The sequence below is a fragment of the Streptomyces sp. H27-D2 genome (genome assembly GCF_035828615.1).
Taxonomy (GTDB): domain Bacteria; phylum Actinomycetota; class Actinomycetes; order Streptomycetales; family Streptomycetaceae; genus Streptomyces.
On record NZ_JAYMZR010000039.1, the window covers coordinates 1 to 19,244 of the forward strand.

The 19,244-nt window shown below is 73.2% G+C and carries 21 protein-coding genes; 6 read left to right on the plus strand and 15 right to left on the minus strand.

The window, feature by feature from the left end:
* Positions 1-142: 142 nt before the first annotated feature.
* From QMK28_RS16760 to hisI, 3 genes are all read right to left on the minus strand, one after another.
* Positions 143-865, minus strand: a complete 723-nt coding sequence (locus QMK28_RS16760; RefSeq protein WP_326438656.1) for a TIGR02234 family membrane protein — start codon at positions 863-865, stop codon at positions 143-145.
* A 77-nt stretch (positions 866-942) separates the two neighbouring features.
* A complete protein-coding gene (locus QMK28_RS16765; protein ID WP_326438658.1) occupies positions 943-2,457 on the minus strand; it encodes an anthranilate synthase component I in 1,515 nt (504 codons plus the stop codon).
* A 72-nt stretch (positions 2,458-2,529) separates the two neighbouring features.
* Positions 2,530-2,901, minus strand: coding sequence for a phosphoribosyl-AMP cyclohydrolase (gene hisI / locus QMK28_RS16770; RefSeq protein ID WP_326438660.1), 372 nt, complete (start codon positions 2,899-2,901; stop codon positions 2,530-2,532).
* Positions 2,902-2,990: 89 nt separating this feature from the next.
* On the opposite strand from hisI, the gene QMK28_RS16775 reads away from it, so the two are divergent.
* On the plus strand, positions 2,991-3,119 hold the full coding sequence (locus QMK28_RS16775) for a hypothetical protein (RefSeq protein ID WP_326438662.1): 129 nt from the start codon (positions 2,991-2,993) through the stop codon (positions 3,117-3,119).
* A 111-nt stretch (positions 3,120-3,230) separates the two neighbouring features.
* Entirely contained in the window at positions 3,231-3,863 is a 633-nt protein-coding gene (locus tag QMK28_RS16780) for a TIGR03085 family metal-binding protein (RefSeq protein ID WP_326438664.1), read from the plus strand.
* 180 nt (positions 3,864-4,043) lie between these two features.
* On the opposite strand, the gene hisF is transcribed toward QMK28_RS16780, so the two are convergent.
* From hisF to hisD, 8 genes are all read right to left on the minus strand, one after another.
* Positions 4,044-4,814, minus strand: coding sequence for an imidazole glycerol phosphate synthase subunit HisF (hisF, locus tag QMK28_RS16785; RefSeq protein ID WP_326438666.1), 771 nt, complete (start codon positions 4,812-4,814; stop codon positions 4,044-4,046).
* Positions 4,815-4,818: 4 nt separating this feature from the next.
* Positions 4,819-5,235 carry a RidA family protein gene (locus QMK28_RS16790; RefSeq protein ID WP_326438668.1) on the minus strand — a complete coding sequence of 139 codons (417 nt, stop codon included), beginning with the start codon at positions 5,233-5,235 and terminating at the stop codon, positions 4,819-4,821.
* A 13-nt stretch (positions 5,236-5,248) separates the two neighbouring features.
* Positions 5,249-5,983 (minus strand): bifunctional 1-(5-phosphoribosyl)-5-((5-phosphoribosylamino)methylideneamino)imidazole-4-carboxamide isomerase/phosphoribosylanthranilate isomerase PriA, encoded by a 735-nt coding sequence (gene priA, locus QMK28_RS16795; RefSeq protein ID WP_326438670.1) that lies wholly within the window; start codon positions 5,981-5,983, stop codon positions 5,249-5,251.
* Between the two features lie 34 nt (positions 5,984-6,017).
* Positions 6,018-6,662: an imidazole glycerol phosphate synthase subunit HisH gene (gene hisH, locus QMK28_RS16800; protein ID WP_326438672.1), complete on the minus strand. Its 645-nt coding sequence runs from the start codon at positions 6,660-6,662 to the stop codon at positions 6,018-6,020.
* Positions 6,659-6,826 (minus strand): hypothetical protein, encoded by a 168-nt coding sequence (locus QMK28_RS16805; RefSeq protein WP_326438674.1) that lies wholly within the window; start codon positions 6,824-6,826, stop codon positions 6,659-6,661. The genes hisH and QMK28_RS16805 overlap by 4 nt, the downstream gene beginning before the upstream one ends.
* A gap of 88 nt (positions 6,827-6,914) precedes the next feature.
* Complete coding sequence (hisB, locus tag QMK28_RS16810; protein WP_326438675.1) at positions 6,915-7,511, minus strand: imidazoleglycerol-phosphate dehydratase HisB; 597 nt, start codon at positions 7,509-7,511, stop codon at positions 6,915-6,917.
* Complete coding sequence (locus tag QMK28_RS16815; protein ID WP_326438677.1) at positions 7,508-8,629, minus strand: histidinol-phosphate transaminase; 1,122 nt, start codon at positions 8,627-8,629, stop codon at positions 7,508-7,510. Before QMK28_RS16815 ends, hisB begins: the two co-directional genes overlap by 4 nt.
* Entirely contained in the window at positions 8,626-10,017 is a 1,392-nt protein-coding gene (gene hisD / locus QMK28_RS16820; RefSeq protein WP_326438679.1) for a histidinol dehydrogenase, read from the minus strand. Before hisD ends, QMK28_RS16815 begins: the two co-directional genes overlap by 4 nt.
* 171 nt (positions 10,018-10,188) lie before the next feature.
* Here hisD and QMK28_RS16825 point away from each other — a divergent pair, with 171 nt between their 5' ends.
* From QMK28_RS16825 to ybaK, 4 genes are all read left to right on the plus strand, one after another.
* A complete protein-coding gene (locus QMK28_RS16825) occupies positions 10,189-11,787 on the plus strand; it encodes an oxidoreductase (protein ID WP_326438681.1) in 1,599 nt (532 codons plus the stop codon).
* 186 nt (positions 11,788-11,973) lie between these two features.
* On the plus strand, positions 11,974-13,110 hold the full coding sequence (locus QMK28_RS16830) for a hypothetical protein (protein ID WP_326438683.1): 1,137 nt from the start codon (positions 11,974-11,976) through the stop codon (positions 13,108-13,110).
* Positions 13,111-13,121: 11 nt separating this feature from the next.
* Entirely contained in the window at positions 13,122-13,868 is a 747-nt protein-coding gene (locus QMK28_RS16835; RefSeq protein WP_326438685.1) for an LON peptidase substrate-binding domain-containing protein, read from the plus strand.
* Between the two features lie 16 nt (positions 13,869-13,884).
* Positions 13,885-14,391 carry a Cys-tRNA(Pro) deacylase gene (gene ybaK, locus QMK28_RS16840; RefSeq protein ID WP_326438687.1) on the plus strand — a complete coding sequence of 169 codons (507 nt, stop codon included), beginning with the start codon at positions 13,885-13,887 and terminating at the stop codon, positions 14,389-14,391.
* A gap of 376 nt (positions 14,392-14,767) precedes the next feature.
* On the opposite strand, the gene QMK28_RS16845 is transcribed toward ybaK, so the two are convergent.
* The 4 genes from QMK28_RS16845 to QMK28_RS16860 form a co-directional block, all read right to left on the minus strand.
* Complete coding sequence (locus QMK28_RS16845; RefSeq protein WP_326438689.1) at positions 14,768-15,493, minus strand: ABC transporter permease; 726 nt, start codon at positions 15,491-15,493, stop codon at positions 14,768-14,770.
* Positions 15,494-15,552: 59 nt separating this feature from the next.
* A complete protein-coding gene (locus tag QMK28_RS16850; RefSeq protein ID WP_443050745.1) occupies positions 15,553-16,434 on the minus strand; it encodes an ABC transporter permease in 882 nt (293 codons plus the stop codon).
* A 313-nt stretch (positions 16,435-16,747) separates the two neighbouring features.
* A complete protein-coding gene (locus tag QMK28_RS16855) occupies positions 16,748-17,782 on the minus strand; it encodes an ABC transporter ATP-binding protein (RefSeq protein WP_443050746.1) in 1,035 nt (344 codons plus the stop codon).
* An 80-nt stretch (positions 17,783-17,862) separates the two neighbouring features.
* A complete protein-coding gene (locus QMK28_RS16860; protein ID WP_326438691.1) occupies positions 17,863-19,182 on the minus strand; it encodes an NYN domain-containing protein in 1,320 nt (439 codons plus the stop codon).
* Positions 19,183-19,244 lie beyond the last annotated feature (62 nt).

Here is a 19,244-nt window from a genome sequence, read left to right on the forward strand (position 1 = left end):
CGCCATGAGTGCTCCTCGTTGCTGTGTGCGCCTGGGTCGGGGCGCGGTGGACGCTCGGCGTCCATTGTCCCTGACGGGCCCGGACGCGGTGAGCTGGGGTGGGGGCGGCGCGCTCCGCGTGGGCGGCGCGCCGGCCCGGGGCTCAGGTCGTGTGGCCGGGCTCGAGCCCGGAGTCGCGGTCGAGGTCGCGGGTGGGGTCCTCGCCGCGGTCGAGCGCCTTCCAGATCTCCTCGGGGCGATCGGGGTCGACCGGTGTGCGGGCCCGGCGCGGGCCGCTGTCCGGGGCGCCGTCGCCGCGCTCGTAGCGGCCGGACATCGTGGGCCAGCCCCTGCCGCAGCGCAGCGCGAGCAGCCCGGCGAGGAGCAGCAGCAGGCCGCCGAGTGCGGAGATCCACGGCCAGGCGGTGTGCGTGGCGTGTTCCACGGCTGCCCCGGAGAGCCCGGTCGCCTTGGCGGCCTGCGTCTTGAGGGCGGCTGTGTCGGAGGTGCCGAGCAGCGAGGTGACGGCGGTGGCGGCGCCGCTGAGCGCGAGCAGCGCGGAGACCAGGATTCGGCCGGCCCGGCGTACCGCGAAGACCGCGACCAGCGCCGCCAGGCCGACGATCGCCATGGCGCCGGGGACGCCGGTGACGTCGTCGCCGCTCGCGGAGAGGTCCAGCGCGCCCTGTGCGGCGGCGGTCGTCGCCTCGCCCCAGACCTGCCCGGAGGCGAGCAGTGCGAGCGTGGCGCCGAGCGCCCCGAACAGCAGGGCGGCGGCGAGACTGCGCCTGCCGCCACCGCCGTGCTCGGCCTCGGGCCCGGCGGTGGTGGTGTCGGCGGCAGCGTCGGCTGCGGCCTCGGTACGGGTTTGGGGTACGGCGCTCACATCACCACTATCGCCCCTCCCCGACGGCTCCGGTGCCCCGGGGCACGCGATTCCGGTCACGTTCGGTCCGGTCGCCCTCAGGGCGCGCCGAGACGGTTCGCGCTGTTGACGGCGCGCAGCACGGCGGCGGCCTTGTTGCGGCACTCGGCGTTCTCGGCCGCCGGGTCGGAATCGGCGACGACGCCCGCGCCGGCCTGGACGTACGCCGTGCCGTCGCGCAGCAGCGCGGTGCGGATCGCGATCGCGGTGTCGGAGTCGCCGGCGAAGTCGAGGTAGCCCACGCAGCCGCCGTACAGGCCGCGCTTGGTGGGCTCCAGCTCCTCGATGATCTGCAGGGCGCGCGGCTTGGGCGCGCCGGAGAGGGTGCCTGCCGGGAAGCAGGCGGTGAGCACGTCGAAGGCGGTGCGGCCCTCGGCGAGCCGGCCGGTGACCGTGGAGACGATGTGCATGACGTGGCTGTAGCGCTCGACCGCCATGAAGTCGACGACCTCGACGCTGCCGGGCTCGCAGACCCGGCCGAGGTCGTTGCGGCCGAGGTCGACGAGCATCAGGTGCTCGGCGCGCTCCTTGGGGTCGGTGAGCAGTTCCTCGCCGAGCGCGGCGTCCTCCCGCTGGGTCGCGCCGCGCGGCCGTGTCCCGGCGATCGGGTGCAGCGTCGCGCGCCCGTCCTCGACCTTGACCAGCGCCTCGGGGCTGGAGCCGACCACGTCGAAGTCGTCGAAGCGGAACAGGTACATGTACGGGCTGGGGTTGGTGGCGCGCAGCACCCGGTACACGTCGAGGGCGGAGGCGGTGCACGGCGCCTCGAACCGCTGCGAGGGCACGACCTGGAATGCCTCGCCTGCCCTGATGCGCTCCTTGATGTCCTCGACCGCCGCCATGTAGGCGTCGCCGCCCCACAGGGCGGTGTACTCGGGCAGTTCGGAGGGCGGCAGCACGGCGGCGCTCGCGGGCGCCGGGCGGGACAGGTCGGCGGCCATCGCGTCGAGCCGGGCCACCGCGTCCGCGTACGCCTCATCGACGCCGGTGTCGAGGTCGTTGTGGTTGATCGCGTTGGCGATCAGCAGGACGGTGCCGTTCCAGTGGTCGAGGACGGCCAGGTCGGAGGTGAGCAGCATGGTGAGTTCGGGCAGCCGCAGGTCGTCGCGGGTGCTGTCGCCGACGCGCTCCAGGCGGCGCACGATGTCGTAGCCGAGGTAGCCGACCATGCCGCCGGTGAAGGGCGGCAGTCCGGAGCCCTCGATGAGGTCGCGCGGGGTGTGCAGCGCCTCGACGGTGCCGCGCAGGGCTTGCAGCGGGTCTCCGTCGGTGGGCACGCCGACCGGCGGGGTGCCGAGCCAGTGGGCCCGGCCGTCTTGTTCGGTGAGGGTCGCGGAGCTGCGTACGCCGATGAAGGAGTAGCGGGACCAGGTGCGTCCGTTCTCGGCGGACTCCAGCAGGAAGGTGCCGGGGCGCTCGCCCGCGAGTTTGCGGTAGAGGCCGACGGGGGTGTCCCCGTCGGCGAGCAGTCTGCGGCTGACCGGGATGACCCGGCGGTCCTTCGCGAGGGTGTGGAAGGTGTCGAGGTCCGGAGTGGCGTTGCCCGTGGTCATGGCAGTTGATCCTAGGCCGTTTCTTTTGGATCAGGCCGCCCCGCGAGCCCGGCACGATCCGTAAGAGACGGCCTAGCGAGCGCCGGTGACCGGCAGGGTGTCCGCGTCGAAGCAGGTGCGCTCGCCGGTGTGGCAGGCCGCGCCGATCTGGTCCACCTTGACCAGCACCGTGTCGCCGTCGCAGTCGAGGGCGACGGACTTGACGTGCTGGACGTGTCCCGAGGTGTCGCCCTTGACCCAGTACTCCCGGCGGCTGCGGCTCCAGTAGGTGCAGCGGCCGGTGGTCAGGGTGCGGTGCAGGGCCTCGTCGTCCATCCAGCCGAGCATCAGTACCTCTCCGGTGTCGTACTGCTGGGCGATGGCGGGGACGAGGCCGGCGTCGTCGCGCTTGAGGCGGGCGGCGACGGCGGGGTCGAGGGCGGCGGGGCCGGTGGTACTGGGCATGCGTCCATTGTGCCGTCGGCCGGGGCGCGGGGGAAAACCGCGCCGACCCCGGCGGCGGGCCCGCGGCCGGCCTGCGGCATCCTTCGCAGATGAGTCATCCGCACCGGCAGCAGCCTCCGCAGACCGGCGACAACGTGCCGAAGGTCGCGACGTTCGTGCTGGCCGCGGTGCTGCTGGCCACCCTGATCGTGGGCGCGGTGCTGCTCAGCAGGCAGTGACGGCGGCGGCTCGGGCGGGGCTGAGCCGGCCGGACGGCGCGGCGGCTCCGGCCGGGCCGGTCGCCGCGCGGCACCATGGCCCCGGCCGGGCCGCGGTCGTACGCTGGCGGTATGTCGACCCACGCGAAGCGCGAACGTCTCCTCCTCGCCGATCTGTTGGAGAGCTCCGGTCCCGAGGCCCCGACGCTGTGCCACGGCTGGACCGCCCGCGATCTCGCCGCGCACGTGGTGGTGCGCGAGCGCCGCGCCGACGCGGCCGGCGGGTTGCTGATCAAGCCGCTCGCCGCGCGTCTGGAGCGGGTGCAGGCCGAGTTCGCCGCGAAGCCGTACGAGGAGCTGATCCAGCTCCTCAGGACCGGGCCGCCCCGGTTCTCCCCGTACGCCCTCAAGCAGTTGGACGAGGCGGCCAACACCGTCGAGTTCTTCGTGCACGCCGAGGACGTCCGCCGCGCGCAGCCGGACTGGACGCCGCGGCTGCCCGACCCGGTCTTCGCCGACGCATTGTGGAAGCGGCTGGAGCGGATGGCGCGGGTGCTCGGCCGGAAGTCCCCGGTCGGCCTGGTGCTGCGGCGGCCGGACGGCCGGACGGCGGTCGCCCGCCGGGGCGCCCCGGTGGTCACGGTGACCGGCGAGCCGACCGAGCTGACGGTCTTCACCTTCGGGCGGCAGGAGGCCGCGAAGGTCGAGCTGGACGGTGACAAGGAAGCGGTGGCCAAGGTCCTGGACGCGAAGCTGGGCGTGTAGGGACGCGAAGCCCGCCTCAGGTCCGGGAGCGGGCCTCCGGGAGCGGGCCTCCGGGAGCGGGGCGAGGCGTGCGAAGGGGGCCGGGCGTCCGCGGTGCGGGCGTCCGGCCCCCTTCGTTCGGTTCCGGTGTCGTTCCCGGTCCGGTTCCGGTGTCGTTCCCGGTCCGGCTCGGCGCCCGGATCAGCGGACCGGGTGACCGGCCTTCCGGAGTGTGTCCTTGACCTGGCCGATGCGCAGGTCCCCGAAGTGGAAGACGGAGGCCGCGAGGACCGCGTCCGCGCCGGCCGCGACGGCCGGGGCGAAGTCCGCGAGCCTGCCCGCGCCGCCGCTGGCGATGACCGGGACGCTGACGTGCTCGCGGACCGCTGCGATCATCGCGGTGTCGTAGCCGTCCTTGGTGCCGTCCGCGTCCATCGAGTTGAGCAGGATCTCGCCCGCGCCCAGCCCGGCCGCGCGGTGCGCCCATTCGACGGCGTCGATGCCGGTGCCCTGCCGGCCGCCGTGCGTGGTGACCTCGTAGCCGGAGTCGGTGACCGTGCCCTGCGGGCAGCGGCGGGCGTCGACCGACAGGACGAGCACCTGGCTGCCGAAGCGCTGCGCGATCTCGTGGATCAGCTCGGGGCGGGCGATGGCCGCCGTGTTGACGCCGACCTTGTCCGCGCCCGCCCGCAGCAGCTTGTCCACGTCTGTCGTGGCGCGCACGCCGCCGCCGACGGTCAGCGGGATGAAGACCTGCTCGGCGGTGCGGCGGACCACGTCGTACGTCGTCTCCCGGTCGCCGGACGAGGCGGTGATGTCGAGGAACGTCAGCTCGTCGGCGCCCTCGGCGTCGTAGAGCTTGGCCATTTCGACCGGGTCGCCCGCGTCGCGCAGGTTCTGGAAGTTGACACCCTTGACGACGCGGCCGTTGTCCACGTCGAGGCAGGGGATGACTCGGACCGCGAGGGTCATGGGGTCAGGCTCCTCGGAATGCTTCTACTTCGACCTCGACCACCATGCGCGAGTCGACGAAGCCGGAGACGACCAGCATCGTCGCGACGGGGCGCACGGTGTCGAAGAGTTCTTTGTGGGCCCGGCCGACCTCGTCCACGTCCCGTGCGTGGGTGAGGTACATCCGGGTGCGGACGACGTCCTGGCGGCCGAGGCCGAGTTTCTCCAGCGCTGTGAAGGCGACCCCGAAAGCGACCCTGGCCTGCTCGTACGGGTCGCCCTCGAACTGGATGACGCCGTCCTCGATGGACGTGCAGCCGGAGACCAGGGTGAGACCGCCGGGCAGCCGGATCGCCCGGGTGAAGCCGAAGGCGTCCTCCCAGGGCGAGCTGGACGAGACGCGGCGGACGGAGTCGGAGTCGGTGCCGGGCTCTGATGTCATGCAGCTGCTTCCATCACGATGTGGCCTCCAGTGCCTCTTCCAAGGTGAACGCCTTGGCGTAAAGGGCCTTACCCACGATCGCTCCTTCGACGCCCTCGGGTACCAGCGTGGCGATCGCCCGCAGATCGTCAAGGGAGGAGACGCCGCCGGATGCGACGACGGGCCGGTCGGTGACCGCGCAGACGTTCCGCAGCAGCTCCAGGTTGGGCCCCTGGAGGGTGCCGTCCTTGGCGATGTCGGTGACGACGTACCGGGCGCAGCCCTCGCTGTCGAGCCGGGCCAGCGTCTCGTAGAGGTCGCCGCCGTCGCGGGTCCAGCCGCGCCCGCGCAGCGTCGTGCCGCGCACGTCCAGGCCGACCGCGATCTTGTCGCCGTGTTCGGCGATGACCTTGGCGACCCACTCGGGGGTCTCCAGGGCCGCGGTGCCGAGGTTGACCCGGGTGCAGCCGGTGGCCAGCGCGGCGGCGAGCGAGGCGTCGTCGCGGATGCCGCCGGACAGTTCGACCTTGATGTCCATGGAGTGCGCGACCTCGGCGATCAGCGCCCGGTTGTCACCGGTGCCGAACGCCGCGTCGAGGTCCACCAGATGCAGCCACTCGGCGCCCGAGCGCTGCCAGGCCAGGGCGGCGGACAGCGGGTCGCCGTACGAGGTCTCGGAGCCGGACTCGCCGTGGACGAGGCGGACGGCCTGGCCGTCCCGTACGTCGACGGCGGGGAGGAGTTCGAGGCGGTGGGCAGACGCAGTCATCGCGGGTGGTCTCCGTTGGGGGCCGTTGGGGCTGTCAGAGGGTTTCGAGCCAGTTGGTCAGCAGCTGGGCGCCGGCGTCGCCGGACTTCTCGGGGTGGAACTGGGTCGCGCAGAGCGGGCCGTTCTCGACGGCGGCGACGAACGGCTCGCCGTGCGTGGCCCAGGTGACCTTGGGGGCGCGGATGTGCGCGTTGGTGACTTCGAGACTCCACTCGCGCACCGCGTAGGAGTGCACGAAGTAGAAGCGCGCCTCCTCGTCGAGCCCCGCGAAGAGCCGGGACTCCTCGGCGGCGCGGACCGTGTTCCAGCCCATGTGCGGGACGATCGGCGCGCGCAGCGGCTCGACCGTGCCGGGCCACTCGTCGAGGCCCATGGTCTCGACGTCGTGCTCGATGCCGCGCTCGAAGAGGATCTGCATGCCGACGCAGATGCCCATCACGGGGCGTCCGCCGGACAGCCTGCGCCCCACGATCCAGTCGCCGCGCGCCTCGATGAGGCCCTTCATGCAGGCGGCGAAGGCGCCGACGCCGGGCACCAGCAGGCCGTCGGCGGCCATGGCGGTGTCGAAGTCGCGGGTGATCTCGACCTCGGCGCCGACCCGGGCCAGCGCGCGTTCGGCGGAGCGCACATTGCCGAAGCCGTAGTCGAAGACGACGACCCGCTTGGCCGGAGCGCTCATTCCCAGACCCCTTGCAGCCGCATGATGCCGGCGACCAGGCACATGACGGCCCCGATGGCCAGCAGGGTGATCAGGCTCGCGGACATCTTCTGCTTCCAGAACGAGTAGACGCCACCGAGCAGGAAGAGTCCGACGACGATCAGGATGGTGGTGAGGCCGGTCACAGGGTCATTCCGTTCGCTTCTGAGCCCGCGCGGCGCGGCGGCGCGGCCATCGCGGTTGTCCGCGGCTCGGCGGCCGCGCGTGCGTCGCTCACAGCGCGCCCTTGGTGGAGGGGAGAATCCCGGCAGCGCGCGAGTCGTGTTCGCACGCGTAGCGCAGCGCGCGGGCGAGGGCCTTGAACTGACACTCCACGATGTGGTGCGCGTTGCGCCCGTACGGCACGTGGATGTGCAGCGCGACCTGCGCCTGTGCGACGAAGGACTCGAAGACGTGCCGGGTCATGGTGGTGTCGTAGGTGCCGATCATCGGCGCCATCGTCTCGGGCTCGGTGTGCACGAGGTACGGGCGGCCGGACAGGTCGACGGTCACCTGGGCCAGCGCCTCGTCCAGCGGCACCGTGCAGTTGCCGAAGCGATAGATGCCGACCTTGTCGCCGAGCGCCTGCTTGAAGGCGGCGCCGAGCGCGAGGGCGGTGTCCTCGATGGTGTGGTGGGTGTCGATGTGCAGGTCGCCCTCGGTCCTGACGGTGAGGTCGAAGAGACCGTGCCGGCCGAGCTGGTCGAGCATGTGGTCGTAGAAGCCGACGCCTGTCGAGACGTCGACCTTGCCGGTGCCGTCGAGGTTGATCTCGACGAGGACCGAGGTCTCTTTGGTGGTGCGCTCAACGCGGCCCACGCGGGGGGTCATGCGTTCTCCTTCATCAACTCGCGTACCGCATCGAGGAACGCGTCGTTCTCGGCCGGAGTGCCCGCGGTGACCCGCAGCCAGCCCGGTACTCCGTTGTCCCGGACCAGGACGCCCCGGTCCAGCAGTCCGCGCCATGCCCGCTGGGCGCTGTCGAAGCGACCGAACTGGACGAAGTTGGCGTCGGAGTCGGTGACCTCGCAGCCGATCGCGCGCAGCTCGGTGACGAGGCGGTCGCGTTCGGCTTTGAGCTGCTCGACGTACCCCAGCAGCGTATCGGTGTGCTCCAGGGCGGCGAGGGCGGTGGCCTGGGTGACGGCGGACAGGTGGTAGGGCAGCCGGACCAGCTGCACCGCGTCGACCACGGCGGGGTCGGCCGCGAGGTAGCCCAGCCGCAGTCCGGCGGCGCCGAACGCCTTGGACATGGTGCGGCTGACCACGAGGTTGCGGCGGCCCTCGATGAGCGGCAGCAGTGAGGGGCGGTGGCTGAACTCGACGTACGCCTCGTCGACCACGACCATCGAGGGCTTCGCCGCCTGGGCGGCCTCGTACAGCGCGAGGACCGTGGCGGAGTCGACGGCGGTGCCGGTCGGGTTGTTCGGCGAGCAGATGAAGACCACGTCGGGCCGCCGCTCGCCGATGGCCCGTACGGCCGCCTCGACGTCGATGGTGAAGTCGTCGTTGCGCGGTCCCGAGATCCAGTCCGTGCCGGTGCCGCGGGCGATCAGCGCGTGCATGGAGTACGAGGGCTCGAAGCCGATCGCGGTGCGGCCGGGGCCGGCGAAGGCCTGGAGGAGCTGCTGGATGACCTCGTTGGAGCCGTTGGCCGCCCAGACGCCGGCTGCGGCGACCGGGTGCCCGGCGGTGCGGGTGAGGTAGCGCGCGAGCTCGGTGCGCAGCTCGACCGCGTCCCGGTCCGGGTAGCGGTTGAGGGTGCGCGCGGCCTCGGCGACGCGCTCCGCGATCCGCCGCACCAGGATCTCGGGCAGCGGGTACGGGTTCTCGTTGGTGTTCAGCCGCACCGGGACGTCGAGCTGCGGGGCCCCGTACGGGGATTTGCCGCGCAGTTCGTCCCGGATGGGGAGTTCGCCCCATTGGGGGGAGGGTGCGTTGCCGGTCACTGGGTCGGTACCGTCCAGTCGAATCTCGCCCGCAGGGCGTCGCCGTGCGCGGGCAGGTCTTCAGCATCCGCCAGCGTCACCACGTGGTGGGTGACCTCGGCGAGCGCCTCGCGGGTGTAGTCCACGACGTGGATGCCGCGCAGGAAGGACTGGACGGAGAGTCCGGAGGAGTGGCAGGCGCAGCCGCCGGTGGGCAGTACGTGGTTGGAGCCGGCGCAGTAGTCGCCGAGCGAGACCGGCGCGTAGGTGCCGACGAAGACGGCTCCGGCGTTGCGGACCCGGGCGGCGACGGCGGCGGCGTTCTCGGTCTGGATCTCCAGGTGCTCGGCGCCGTAGGCGTCGACGACCTTCAGGCCCTCGTCGATCCCGTCGACCAGGACGATCGCGGACTGCCGTCCGGCCAGCGCCTCGGTGACCCGCTCGCGGTGCCGGGTGTCCGCGACCTGCGTCTTGAGCTGCGCCTCGACGGCCTCGGCCAGCGGGAGCGAGTCGGTGACCAGGACGGCGGCGGCGAGGGTGTCGTGCTCGGCCTGGCTGATCAGGTCCGCGGCGACGTGCACCGGGTCGGCGCTCGCGTCGGCGAGGACGGCGATCTCGGTCGGGCCGGCTTCGGCGTCGATGCCGATGCGGCCCTTGAGCAGCCGCTTGGCGGCGGCGACGTAGATGTTGCCGGGGCCGGTGACCAGGTTGACCGGCAGGCAGCCGTCGGGGGCCTCGGCGCCGTCAGCGGCGTCGGTGCTTCCGGTGCTTCCGGCGCTTCCGACGGCTCCGGTGCCCGCGGTTCCGTACGCGAACATCGCGATGGCCTGGGCGCCGCCGGCCGCGTGGACCTCGTCGACGCCGAGCAGGGCGCAGGCGGCGAGGATCGTCGGGTGCGGCAGACCGCCGAACTCCTTCTGCGGGGGCGAGCTGACCGCGATGCCCTCGACTCCGGCCTCCTGGGCCGGCACCACGTTCATGATCACGGACGACGGGTAGACGGCGAGGCCGCCGGGCACGTACAGCCCGACCCGCTCGACCGGCACCCAGCGCTCGGTGACCGTGCCGCCGGGCACCACCTGGGTGGTGTGGTCGGTGCGCCGCTGCTCCCGGTGGACGATGCGGGCGCGCCGGATCGACTCCTCCAGGGCCGCCCTGACCGCCGGGTCCAGCTCCGCCAGAGCGCGGTCGATCGCGGCGGCGGGCACCCTGACCCGGTCGATCGTCACGCCGTCGAAGCGCTGCGCGTAATGGATCAGCGCCGCGGTGCCGCGATGGCGCACGTCCTCGCAGATCGGCCGGACGCGCTCCAGCGCGGCCTCGACGTCGAACTCGGCACGGGGCAGCAGGTCGCGCAGGGCGGCGCCCTCGGGGAGGGCGTCACCGCGCAGATCGATTCGGGAGATCACGAGGTCAATTGTCTCAGACCCGTTCCAGCGTCCGGTCCGCCGTATCACTCCCTGATACGTACCCCTTAAGTTGATCCTGACTTCCCGCGTTCAAGCAGTCACTCAGCGGGAATGGGGGTCCGTACAGGAGTACGAACTCCGCTCAGGCGGATCGGCGGAGGGAACATCAGCGTGAGCGAGCCACCGGACGGCGAGCCGCCCACCGGACTCGAACTGACCACCGCCGAGTGGGGGATGTGGCAGGCCTTCCGCAACGGCAGCACCTGCGACCTGCGCAGCCGCGACCCGGCGCAGAACAACCCGAAGGCCCTGCACCCCTGGGGCCCGGAGCGCAGCGTGCGGGCCAGGGTCGTCGCGCTCCTGCTGCTCAAGGGGCCGCCCGCGACACCGGGCCGGGTCGCCGCGCTCAAGCTCAACGGCGTGCACATCACCGGCACCCTCGACCTCGCGGGCGGCACCGTCGAGCCGTACGTCGAGCTGCACAACTGCCGCTTCGAGCAGCAGCTGCTGCTCCCGGAGAGCAAGTTCACCACCCTGCGCATGGTCGGCTGCTCGATCCCGCGGATCGAGGCGGCCCGGCTGTCCACCGAGGGCGACTTACATCTGCCGCGCTGCTTCGTCGCGAACGGCATCCGGCTCACCGACGCGCACATCGGCACGGATCTGCTGATCAACCAGCTCGTGGTGCACAAGGACCGCAAGGGCCGCTCGATCGCCGCCGACGGTCTGACCGTGGCCCAGGACCTACAGGCCGAGATGATCGAGTCGTACGGCGAGCTGAGCCTGCGCGGCGCGCAGATCGGCGTCTCGCTCAGCCTGCGCGGCAGCCTGCTGCGCAACCCGCACGGCAAGCGCGCGCTCAACGCCCCGCAGCTCACCGTCGAGCGCACGCTCTACCTGACGGCGGCCGGGCTCGGCAGCTCGCCGTTCACCAGCGGCGCCACCCCGCCGTACGGCATCACCAACACCCCCACCCGCGGCACCCGGATGCAGCGCTTCGAGTGCGAGGGCGGGATACGGCTCGACGACGGCCGGTTCGGCGACGCGATCGACTTCTACCAGGCCCGCTTCATCATGGAGGCGGACCAGGAGCTGTCGCTGCGCCGCATACAGACCCCCGAGATGCGCTTCCTCGGCGAGCGCCCGCAGCGCGGGCGGGTCATCCTCTCGGGCGCCCGGGTCGTCAACCTGGTCGACAAGTCGACCAGCTGGCCCGGCGCGGGCGGGCTGTGGATGGCCGGGTTCGCGTACGAGACGCTGATCCCGCGCGGCCACTTCCCGCTGTCCCGGCGGCTGGAGTGGGTCGCGGACGCGACGCCCGAGTACGCGCCGGAGCCCTACGAGATGCTGTCCAACGCGCTGCGGCTCAGCGGTGAGGACGCCGACGCCCGGGTCGTGCTGCTCGCCAAGCAGCGCCGCCGCCGCGAAACGCTGCCGCTGGCCGGGAAACTGTGGGGCTACCTCCAGGACTGGACCGTGGCGTACGGCTACAAGCCGGGGCGGGCCGCGATCTGGATGGCGGTGCTCTGGGCGGTCGGCGCGTTCTTCTTCCACCAGCGGCCGAGCGAGCTGAAGCCCGGCGAGTCGCCGCACTGGAACTCCGCGCTGTACGCCCTGGACCTGCTGCTCCCCGTCATCGACCTCGGGCAGGACGGCTACTGGAGACAGCAGGGGCTCTACCAGTGGGCGGCGGCCGCGATGATCCTGCTCGGCTGGGTGCTCGCGACGACGGTCGCCGCGGGAGCGTCCCGGCTGTTGCGGCGGCAGTAGGGGCGGCGGGCGACCGCGCGGCCACAAGCCCCAGGTGGGTGGTGCTGGGAGCGCACCCACCACCCCCCTGGGACCTGCACTCTTTGCCAAGCATTGACTGTATGCAGGGCAACCGATCAGCTGATACCGAAGCGTCATCGAATCCCTCTGGCCCACCCCGCACGGGCGGCCTTCAATGACCAGACCATGGTCTTCCTCCGCGCTCTGGTCGCCACCGCGCGCATGATCCGTCACACCGCGCACCTCTCCGCCGGACTGCCGCCGGACGACGAGGTGCTGCTCGACGCCCCCGACGGCCGGCTGGCGCCGGTACTCGTCGCCGCCGCCGCGGACGACTTCAAGCCCGCCGCCGAGCTGCTCGCCGCGACCCGCGAGAACGCCGAGTGGGAGTCCCGCGACCGCTACGTCACCCGGCTCGCCGCCTTCACCCGGTCCCGGCCCGGCTGGTTCGCCGACTGGCAGTCCGCCGACCCGCACTCCCCCGACGCCGCGCTGATCACCGCGCAGCGCGCCGCCAGCCGCACCGAGCTGCTGCCCGAGACCACCCTGCTGCGCGAGGTCGTCCCGCTGATCGAGGCCGCCGCGTCCGCCGACGACGCCGACCCGGTCCCCTGGCGCATCGCGCTCGACCACGCGCGCAACAGCCGCGCACCGCGCACCGCCTTCGCGGCGCACTGGGACCAGGCCGTGCGCCGCTCCTCGCACCACTACGGCTGTCACGTCGCCGCCCTGCGCTACCTCGGCTCCCGGCCCGACTCCTCGCCCGCCGAGTGCCTCGACTTCGCCGAGAACGCCGCCGCGCAGGCACTCCCCCGCTCACTGCTCCGCGCCCTGCCGCTGCGTACCGCCTACGCCCACCTCGACGCGGCGGCCACCCCGCACGCCGCCCTGGCCGACAGCGGCATGGGCCTCGGCGGCGGCGGGGGCGGCAGTGTGGGCAGAGGCGCCCGTACGGGCCGAAGGGCCCACCGGAGCAGCGGGTCCGGCGTACCCGCCCGCGCCGCCGCGGGCATCGACGAGCGCCGCGTCGACACGGCCGCCGATCTGGCCATCGAGATGTCCGCGCGCTATGAGCCGGGCGACCCCTGGCCCGCCGAGGTCCGCAATCTGCTCGCGTACACCCTGGTCACCCGCAGCCGGTGGGCCGACGCACTCGCGCAATTCCGGCTGATCGGCCCGCACGCCACCTCGCTGCCCTGGCAGCACATTTCGGACGATCCGCTCGGCCAGTTCCTCGAAGTGCGCGACGGCGTACGCATTCAGCTGGCCTCCACGATCCCGCTGCGGCACCGGCCCGGCCAAGAGATCGCGAACGACCATTAGGCTTGGCCGTCGTGACCACCGTGCGCCTGCCGCTCTTCCCGCTGAACTCGGTGCTGTTCCCCGGGCTCGTACTGCCCCTGAGCATCTTCGAACAGCGCTATCGCGCCCTGATGCTCGACCTCCTGGCGCTGCCCGAGGACGCCCGGCGCTTCGGCGTCGTGGCGATCCGCGACGGCCGGGAGGTCGCCGCCAGCTCACCCGGGCTGCCCGATCCCACCGCGCTGCCCGAACGCGGAGCCGCCGCCGGCTTCGGCTCCGACCCGATCAAATCCTTCTACTCCGTCGGCTGCGTCGCGGACGCGGCGACCATCCGTGAGAACCCCGAGCAGGCCGGCGGCGGCTACGAGGTGCTGGCCACCGGCACCACCCGGTTCCGGCTGCTCTCCGTCGACGCCTCCGGCCCCTATCTGACCGGTGAGGTCGAGGAGCTGGAGGAGGACCAGGGCGACGGCGCGGGCGCGCTCGCCTCCGGTGTCGTCCGCACCTTCCGCACCTACCAGCAGCGCCTCGCGGGCGCCCGCGAGCGCACCCTGACCACCGGCCAGGACCTGCCCGCCGAGCCCTCCGTGCTGTCCTACCTGGTGGCGGCGGCGGTCGTGCTGGACAACCCGACCAGACAGCGGCTGCTCCAGGCCCCGGACACCGCCACCCGGCTCGCCGAGGAGCTCAAACTGCTGCGCCGGGAGACCGCGGTGATCGCCCAGCTCCCCTCACTGCCCGCCGTCGATCTCACCCAGCGGCCGACCAGCCCCAACTGACCGGGAAACCAGCACCTTGTCGAAGGCGAAGAGGGCCGGCAAGCAGCAGCCCGGCGGCACCCCGGCGACCGTGGCACTCAGCGCGGCGGGCGTCGCCTTCACCGTGCACGCCTACGAGCACGACCCGGCCGCCGCCTCGTACGGGCAAGAGGCGGCGGAAGCGCTGGGGATGGAACCGGAGCGGGTCTTCAAGACCCTCGTCGCCGAAGTGGACGGCGCGCTGGCCGTCGCTGTGGTCCCCGTCGCGGGCTCGCTCGACCTCAAGGCGCTCGCCGCGGCCGTCGGCGGCAAGCGCGCCGCCATGGCCGACCCGGCGGCGGCCGAGCGCAGCTCCGGCTACGTACGCGGCGGCATCTCGCCGCTCGGCCAGCGGCGCGCGCTGCGCACCGTGCTCGACGCCTCCGCCTCCGGGCACCCCACCGTGTGCGTCTCGGCGGGCCGCCGCGGCCTCGAAGTGGAACTGTCGCCGGCCGATCTCGCGGCCCTCACCGACGCCGTACTGGCCCCGATCACCCGCGGCTGACCGGCGAAGCCGGCGGTGCGGCGGGTCTGGACGGTCACGGCCTCCTCAGGTAGGACCGAGGGGCGGGGCAGCACGTGGCGCTCCCCGCTCAGGGGAGGCGGACCATGTCGAAGAAGACCAGGAAACGCCGCTGGCGCATCAAGAAGGGCCGGGCCAACCACGGGCGGCGTCCCGCGTAGGCCAGCGCGTGAGTGCTGTGAGCGCGATGACTGACCGTGCCCGGCCGGTGTACGGGTGTCCTCAAACTCCCCCAGCCTTCGGCCGGGAGGTGCCCCCAGGACAGGCTGAATTCAGCGCTCCCCCAGCGTTTGAGGACAGCCCGGCCCAAGGCTCGTACCCAGGGCCGACTCCCGAACGAGGTTGAGGACACCGCGCCCTAGCCGGACGGCGGCACCGTAGGGTGACCCGGCCAATCCGGCGACGGTTCCGGCTCGCGCGGCCCGAACATCGCGGTCAAGCCGAGATGCACGCCCACCGCCGCGAGCGACCAGCCCAGCAGCGCGCCCTTGGCCCGTAGCTGGAGGCCCGCGTCGAACGTCACGCCCTTGCCGACCGCCTTGGCGTGCGCCACGACGTCCTCCGTCGGGCCGAGCCACAGGCCCAGCCGCCAGGCCAGCAGCGAGCCGAGCAGGCCGCCGAGCGCGAGCCCGAGCACGATCGCGATCCCGCCGCGCCGGAAGAACCAGAACACCGCGACGGCGCTCAGCGCGCCGAAGGCCAGCGCCAGCAGCACGAAGGTGCCGTCCGCGCCGATCGCCTCCTCGCCCTCGGAGTTCTTGAGGAAGATCGCCTTGCCGTTCGAGACCAGCGGGATGCGCGGGGACAGCCAGAGCCACAGCAGCCCCAGCAGCACGCCGGCGACGGCGACCAGCACCGCCACCACAGCCGCCTGCCGCAGCTCCTGGGCCGGGCTCGGGTCCTTTGGGGTTCGGTAGGCGGGGCCGGAGCCGAGCGCCTGCTTCTGCCAGTGGTCGTCGTGCGGGTGATCGTGCTCGTCCTGCTGCTCGTGCTGATGCTGCGAGCCGTGCTGCTGGTCTTCGGGCTGCTCGTCGTGGTGCCGCCCGTGGGGCGGCCGGCCGGGCGGCGTCAGAGGTGCGGTCACATGGTCATCGTGCCAGGTGGGCGGTGTGCCCCCGGCGGCAGGAGGCTCTTCCGGGCGCGTCATCGCACGGCCGCCCTTCGATAGGCCCAGGTCGCGGCGGCCAGCGCGGCCACGCCGACGCCGGCGCAGACCGCGAGATCGGCGAGGATCAGCAGCCAGTCGGGGTGCGCGTCGAAGCTCTGTATCAGGGCTTCGACCCCGTACGTGGACGGCAGCAGATCACGCGCGTACACGACCACGGTCGGCATGTGCGTGGTCGGCAGGACGCCCAGCAGCAGCGCTGCGGACATCCCGAGCTGTCCGCAGAGGGTCGCGAGTTCCTGGCGCGGCGCGAGCAGCCCCAGCGTCGCGCCGAGCCCGGCGAGGGCCGCCCCGGCCAGCGGGATCACCGCGACGAGCACCCACAGGTTCGCCATCGGCAGCCCGAAGAGCACGCTGCCCGCGACCGCCGTGACGATCGTGCCGGGCACCGTGAACGAGGCGTACGCGCCGGCCGCCCCGAGCACCACGGCGGCGGGCGGCACCGGCAGCGTCGCGTAGTGGTCGAGGCCGCCGGAGGCCCGTAGCTGCCCGAAGTACTGGGCCAGCAGATTGAGCGCGACGAACGCCACGACGAGCACACTCGACCCGGCGACCACGGAGCGCGCCTCCACGCCGCCCGCGCCGCCGTCCACGACCCCGCGCATCAGGACCATGATCCCGACGGACTGGAAGGTCGCCACGAACAGCAGCGGGATGCGGGCCACCCTGGCGCGCGAGAGCTGCGCCCGGTACACCGCGGCGAGAGCGGGCAGCAGCTTGGCCCGCGGCGCGAGCGGGGCCGCGCCTGCGCTCTGTGGCCTCGGCCGGGGAGCGACGCCGGCGTCGGACTCCGTCCGGACGCCTCCTTGCGACGCCGGTGCGGCGACGCTCACCCCCGCGGGCGCGGACGTTGCACTCACGCTGCACAGCTCCTGTTCCGTACGGACCGATGGGCGGCGCACCCGCCGCGCGCCGGTTCTGCCTGCGATGCGGACCCCGGCCGTCCGGACCGCCGGGCGGGCCCGGCGCCGTGCCCCTGCGGGCCGCCCGGCCCCACCGTACGAGCCGGGGCGGCCGGACCGGAGGAGTTGGCCGAATGAGCGGACTCCGCCGCGATCGGCGTCCGGGTGCCGCGCGGACGTCCCATACTGCCCCTCGCCGGGCCGGCGCCCCGCATGTTCAGGCCGTTCGGGTCATACGCGCCATACGCGTCATCCGTGCCGTTCGCGGCGCTCACGCCTTCACCAGTCCGTCGGTGCGCCCGCCGAGCGCGAGGTAGACGTCCTCCAGGCTGGGCGTGGTCAGGGTGAAGTCGTCGAGGGCCGCGAAGGCCGGGCCGCCGGTGACGGTCGCGACGACCGCGCGCGCCTCGTCCGGGGCCAGCCGCAGCGTCCAGCGGCGGCCGGACGCCCGCGCGGAAGGGCGCAGCGCCGCGATCTCGGGCAGTTCCAGCGGCGGGCGCTCGCGCCAGACCAGGTCGAGCCGTACTTCCTCGCCGACCAGTTCCTTGAGCCCGTTGGGCGTGTCGCAGGCGATGACCCGGCCGCGGTCTATCACCGCGACCCGGTCCAGGACCGTCTCCGCCTCGATCACGTTGTGGGTGACCAGCAGCACAGTCGCGCCGCGCTCCGCGCGCCTGCGGTCCACGGCGGCCCAGACGGCCCGTCGTGCGATGGGGTCCATCCCGGTGGTCGGTTCGTCCAGCACCAGCACCGGCCGGTCGCCGACCAGCGTGGCGGCGAAGCAGGCGAGCCGACGCTGGCCGCCGGAGAGCTTCTTGACGGCCCGCCCGGCGAGATCGCCGAGTCCGAGTTCTTCGAGCACCGCGTCGCGCTCGGCCCGCGCGGTCCGCACGTCGAGTCCGCGCAGCCGGCCGGTGGTCTCGGCGGCCAGCGAGACGGTCAGTTCGTCGAGGGCCGTGGACTCCTGGCCGAGGTAGCCGAGCAGCCGCGAAGCGCGCTCGGGGTGCCGCACCAGGTCGTGGCCGAGCAGGGTGACGCTGCCGGAGTCGGGGCGCAGCAGTCCGGTGAGCTGTCGTACGAGGGTGGATTTGCCGGCGCCGTTGGGTCCGAGCAGGCCGAAGATCTCGCCGCGGCGCACGTCGAGGGTGATGCCGTCGCTGGCGCGCACCTCGGGCACGGCCGCCGATCCCCGGCGTCCGCGCACCGCCGGGTACGTCTTGACCAGGTCCCGCACCACGCACACCGAATCGGCTGCGGCCTGGTCGGCCTTGGTGCCTTGCTCCGCCTGTCCTGTGCCCGTGCTCACGAGCTATGAGGGTACGCGGCCGGGGGGTGTCGCCGTCCCGGGGGCCCGGGGGGGGGCGGGCCCCGCGGGTCTGCCTGGGCCTACTCGCCCGCCGGGGCGTGCTCCGAGGCGGTGCGGAGGTCGACCTCGCGCCAGAAGCCGGCCCTGATCGCGTAGCGGTCGTGTTCGTCGATCTGGTCGTCCTTGTGGGCCAGCAGGCCGAATCGGGCGGCGTAGCGCAGCAGTTCGCCGTCGATGCGGTGCGGGATGCGCGGGTACTCGGTGGAGAGCAGTTGGAGGTGCACGGTGTCGGAGAGGCGCTCCGTCCAGCGCCGGGCGAACACCTGTCCTACTTCGAAGGGGTCGCCGCTGACGGCGGTGATGTCCGCCTCGCGGTCGGCCCAGCGCTGCTCGGCGGTGGTGAGCTGGGCCAGGGTGGGCAGCAGCGCCGTCTCCGAGGGCTCGCCGGGGCCGCTCGGGCCGCCGCCGGGGCCGCGTTCGACCCAGCCTTTGTCGGAGGACCAGCGCAGCGTCGCGTTGGGCACGGGGTGCGGCGCCGGGTGCCCCGCGGGGCCGACGCCGTGGCCGCGGCCGAGGCCGGCGAGGTCCTTGGGGGTGGGGCGGCCTTTGACGTCGCCCGCTTCGCCGCCCTCGGTTCCGGGGGCGGTCTCCGGGCCGGACGGGCCCGCCGGGCCGTCGTCGGCGGGGGCGGGCCTGACCTGGGCGCCGTTGCGGGCCGGGGTGTGCTCGTCCGTGGTCTGGTCGGCGACGGCGGCCGCCGCGGCGGCGACGGCCGATTCGGGCAGCGGCGCGGAGAGGATCGCGGCGATCTCGGGGCGCGGCGGCGGGGGGGGCGCGCAGACGCCGCCGAGTTCCGTGGCGCGGACGGCCCGGGTGATCCAGGTGCGGTCGAGGACCCGGCGTTCGTCGGCCTCGGCGACCAGGTCCTCGGACTGGTTGTAGTCGCCGTCGGCGGCCTGCACCGCCCAGAGGTGGACGGCAACGCCGTGCTCCTTGGCGGACATCAGGCCGGGCAGCAGGTCTCCGTCGCCGGTGACCAGGACGATGTCGGTGCAGGCGCGGTTGCGCGCGAGTTCGGTCAGCTCGGCGTGCATCGCGGCGTCGACGCCTTTCTGCGCCCAGCGGCCGTCACTTCGGGTCAGCGCGCCGAGCCGGACGGTGACACGCGGCATGACGCGCAGCCGCCGGTGCTCCGGCTGCGGGACGCGGTCGGGGGCCCCGTCGAACCAGTAGATGCGGAGCAGCGGCTGTTCGGTCTCGGCCTCGGCCCGTTCCCGCAGCCCCTGGATGAGGGTGGCGTGATCAACGGTGATCCGGGACCGGGCGGGTTCGCCCGCGAGCAGGCTCGCGGCGGCGCCCAACAGGTAACCGGCGTCCACCAGGACAACGCAGCGGTCCACGTTCCACCCTCTTTCTCGGTCCTGAACGTCCGGTCGCCCCCCGGGTCGGACTTTCGAGCGGT

Bases quoted from the DNA above. Each gene is read 5' to 3' on its own strand.
- hisH (WP_326438672.1), bottom strand. From the start codon at position 6,662: ATGAGCGCTCCGGCCAAGCGGGTCGTCGTCTTCGACTACGGCTTCGGC.
- QMK28_RS16830 (WP_326438683.1), top strand. From the start codon at position 11,974: ATGGTCTTCCTCCGCGCTCTGGTCGCCACCGCGCGCATGATCCGTCAC.
- QMK28_RS16780 (WP_326438664.1), top strand. From the start codon at position 3,231: ATGTCGACCCACGCGAAGCGCGAACGTCTCCTCCTCGCCGATCTGTTG.
- QMK28_RS16775 (WP_326438662.1), top strand. From the start codon at position 2,991: ATGAGTCATCCGCACCGGCAGCAGCCTCCGCAGACCGGCGACAACGTG.
- QMK28_RS16790 (WP_326438668.1), bottom strand. From the start codon at position 5,235: ATGACATCAGAGCCCGGCACCGACTCCGACTCCGTCCGCCGCGTCTCG.
- hisB (WP_326438675.1), bottom strand. From the start codon at position 7,511: ATGACCCCCCGCGTGGGCCGCGTTGAGCGCACCACCAAAGAGACCTCG.
- QMK28_RS16765 (WP_326438658.1), bottom strand. From the start codon at position 2,457: ATGACCACGGGCAACGCCACTCCGGACCTCGACACCTTCCACACCCTC.
- hisI (WP_326438660.1), bottom strand. From the start codon at position 2,901: ATGCCCAGTACCACCGGCCCCGCCGCCCTCGACCCCGCCGTCGCCGCC.
- hisF (WP_326438666.1), bottom strand. From the start codon at position 4,814: ATGACCCTCGCGGTCCGAGTCATCCCCTGCCTCGACGTGGACAACGGC.
- priA (WP_326438670.1), bottom strand. From the start codon at position 5,983: ATGACTGCGTCTGCCCACCGCCTCGAACTCCTCCCCGCCGTCGACGTA.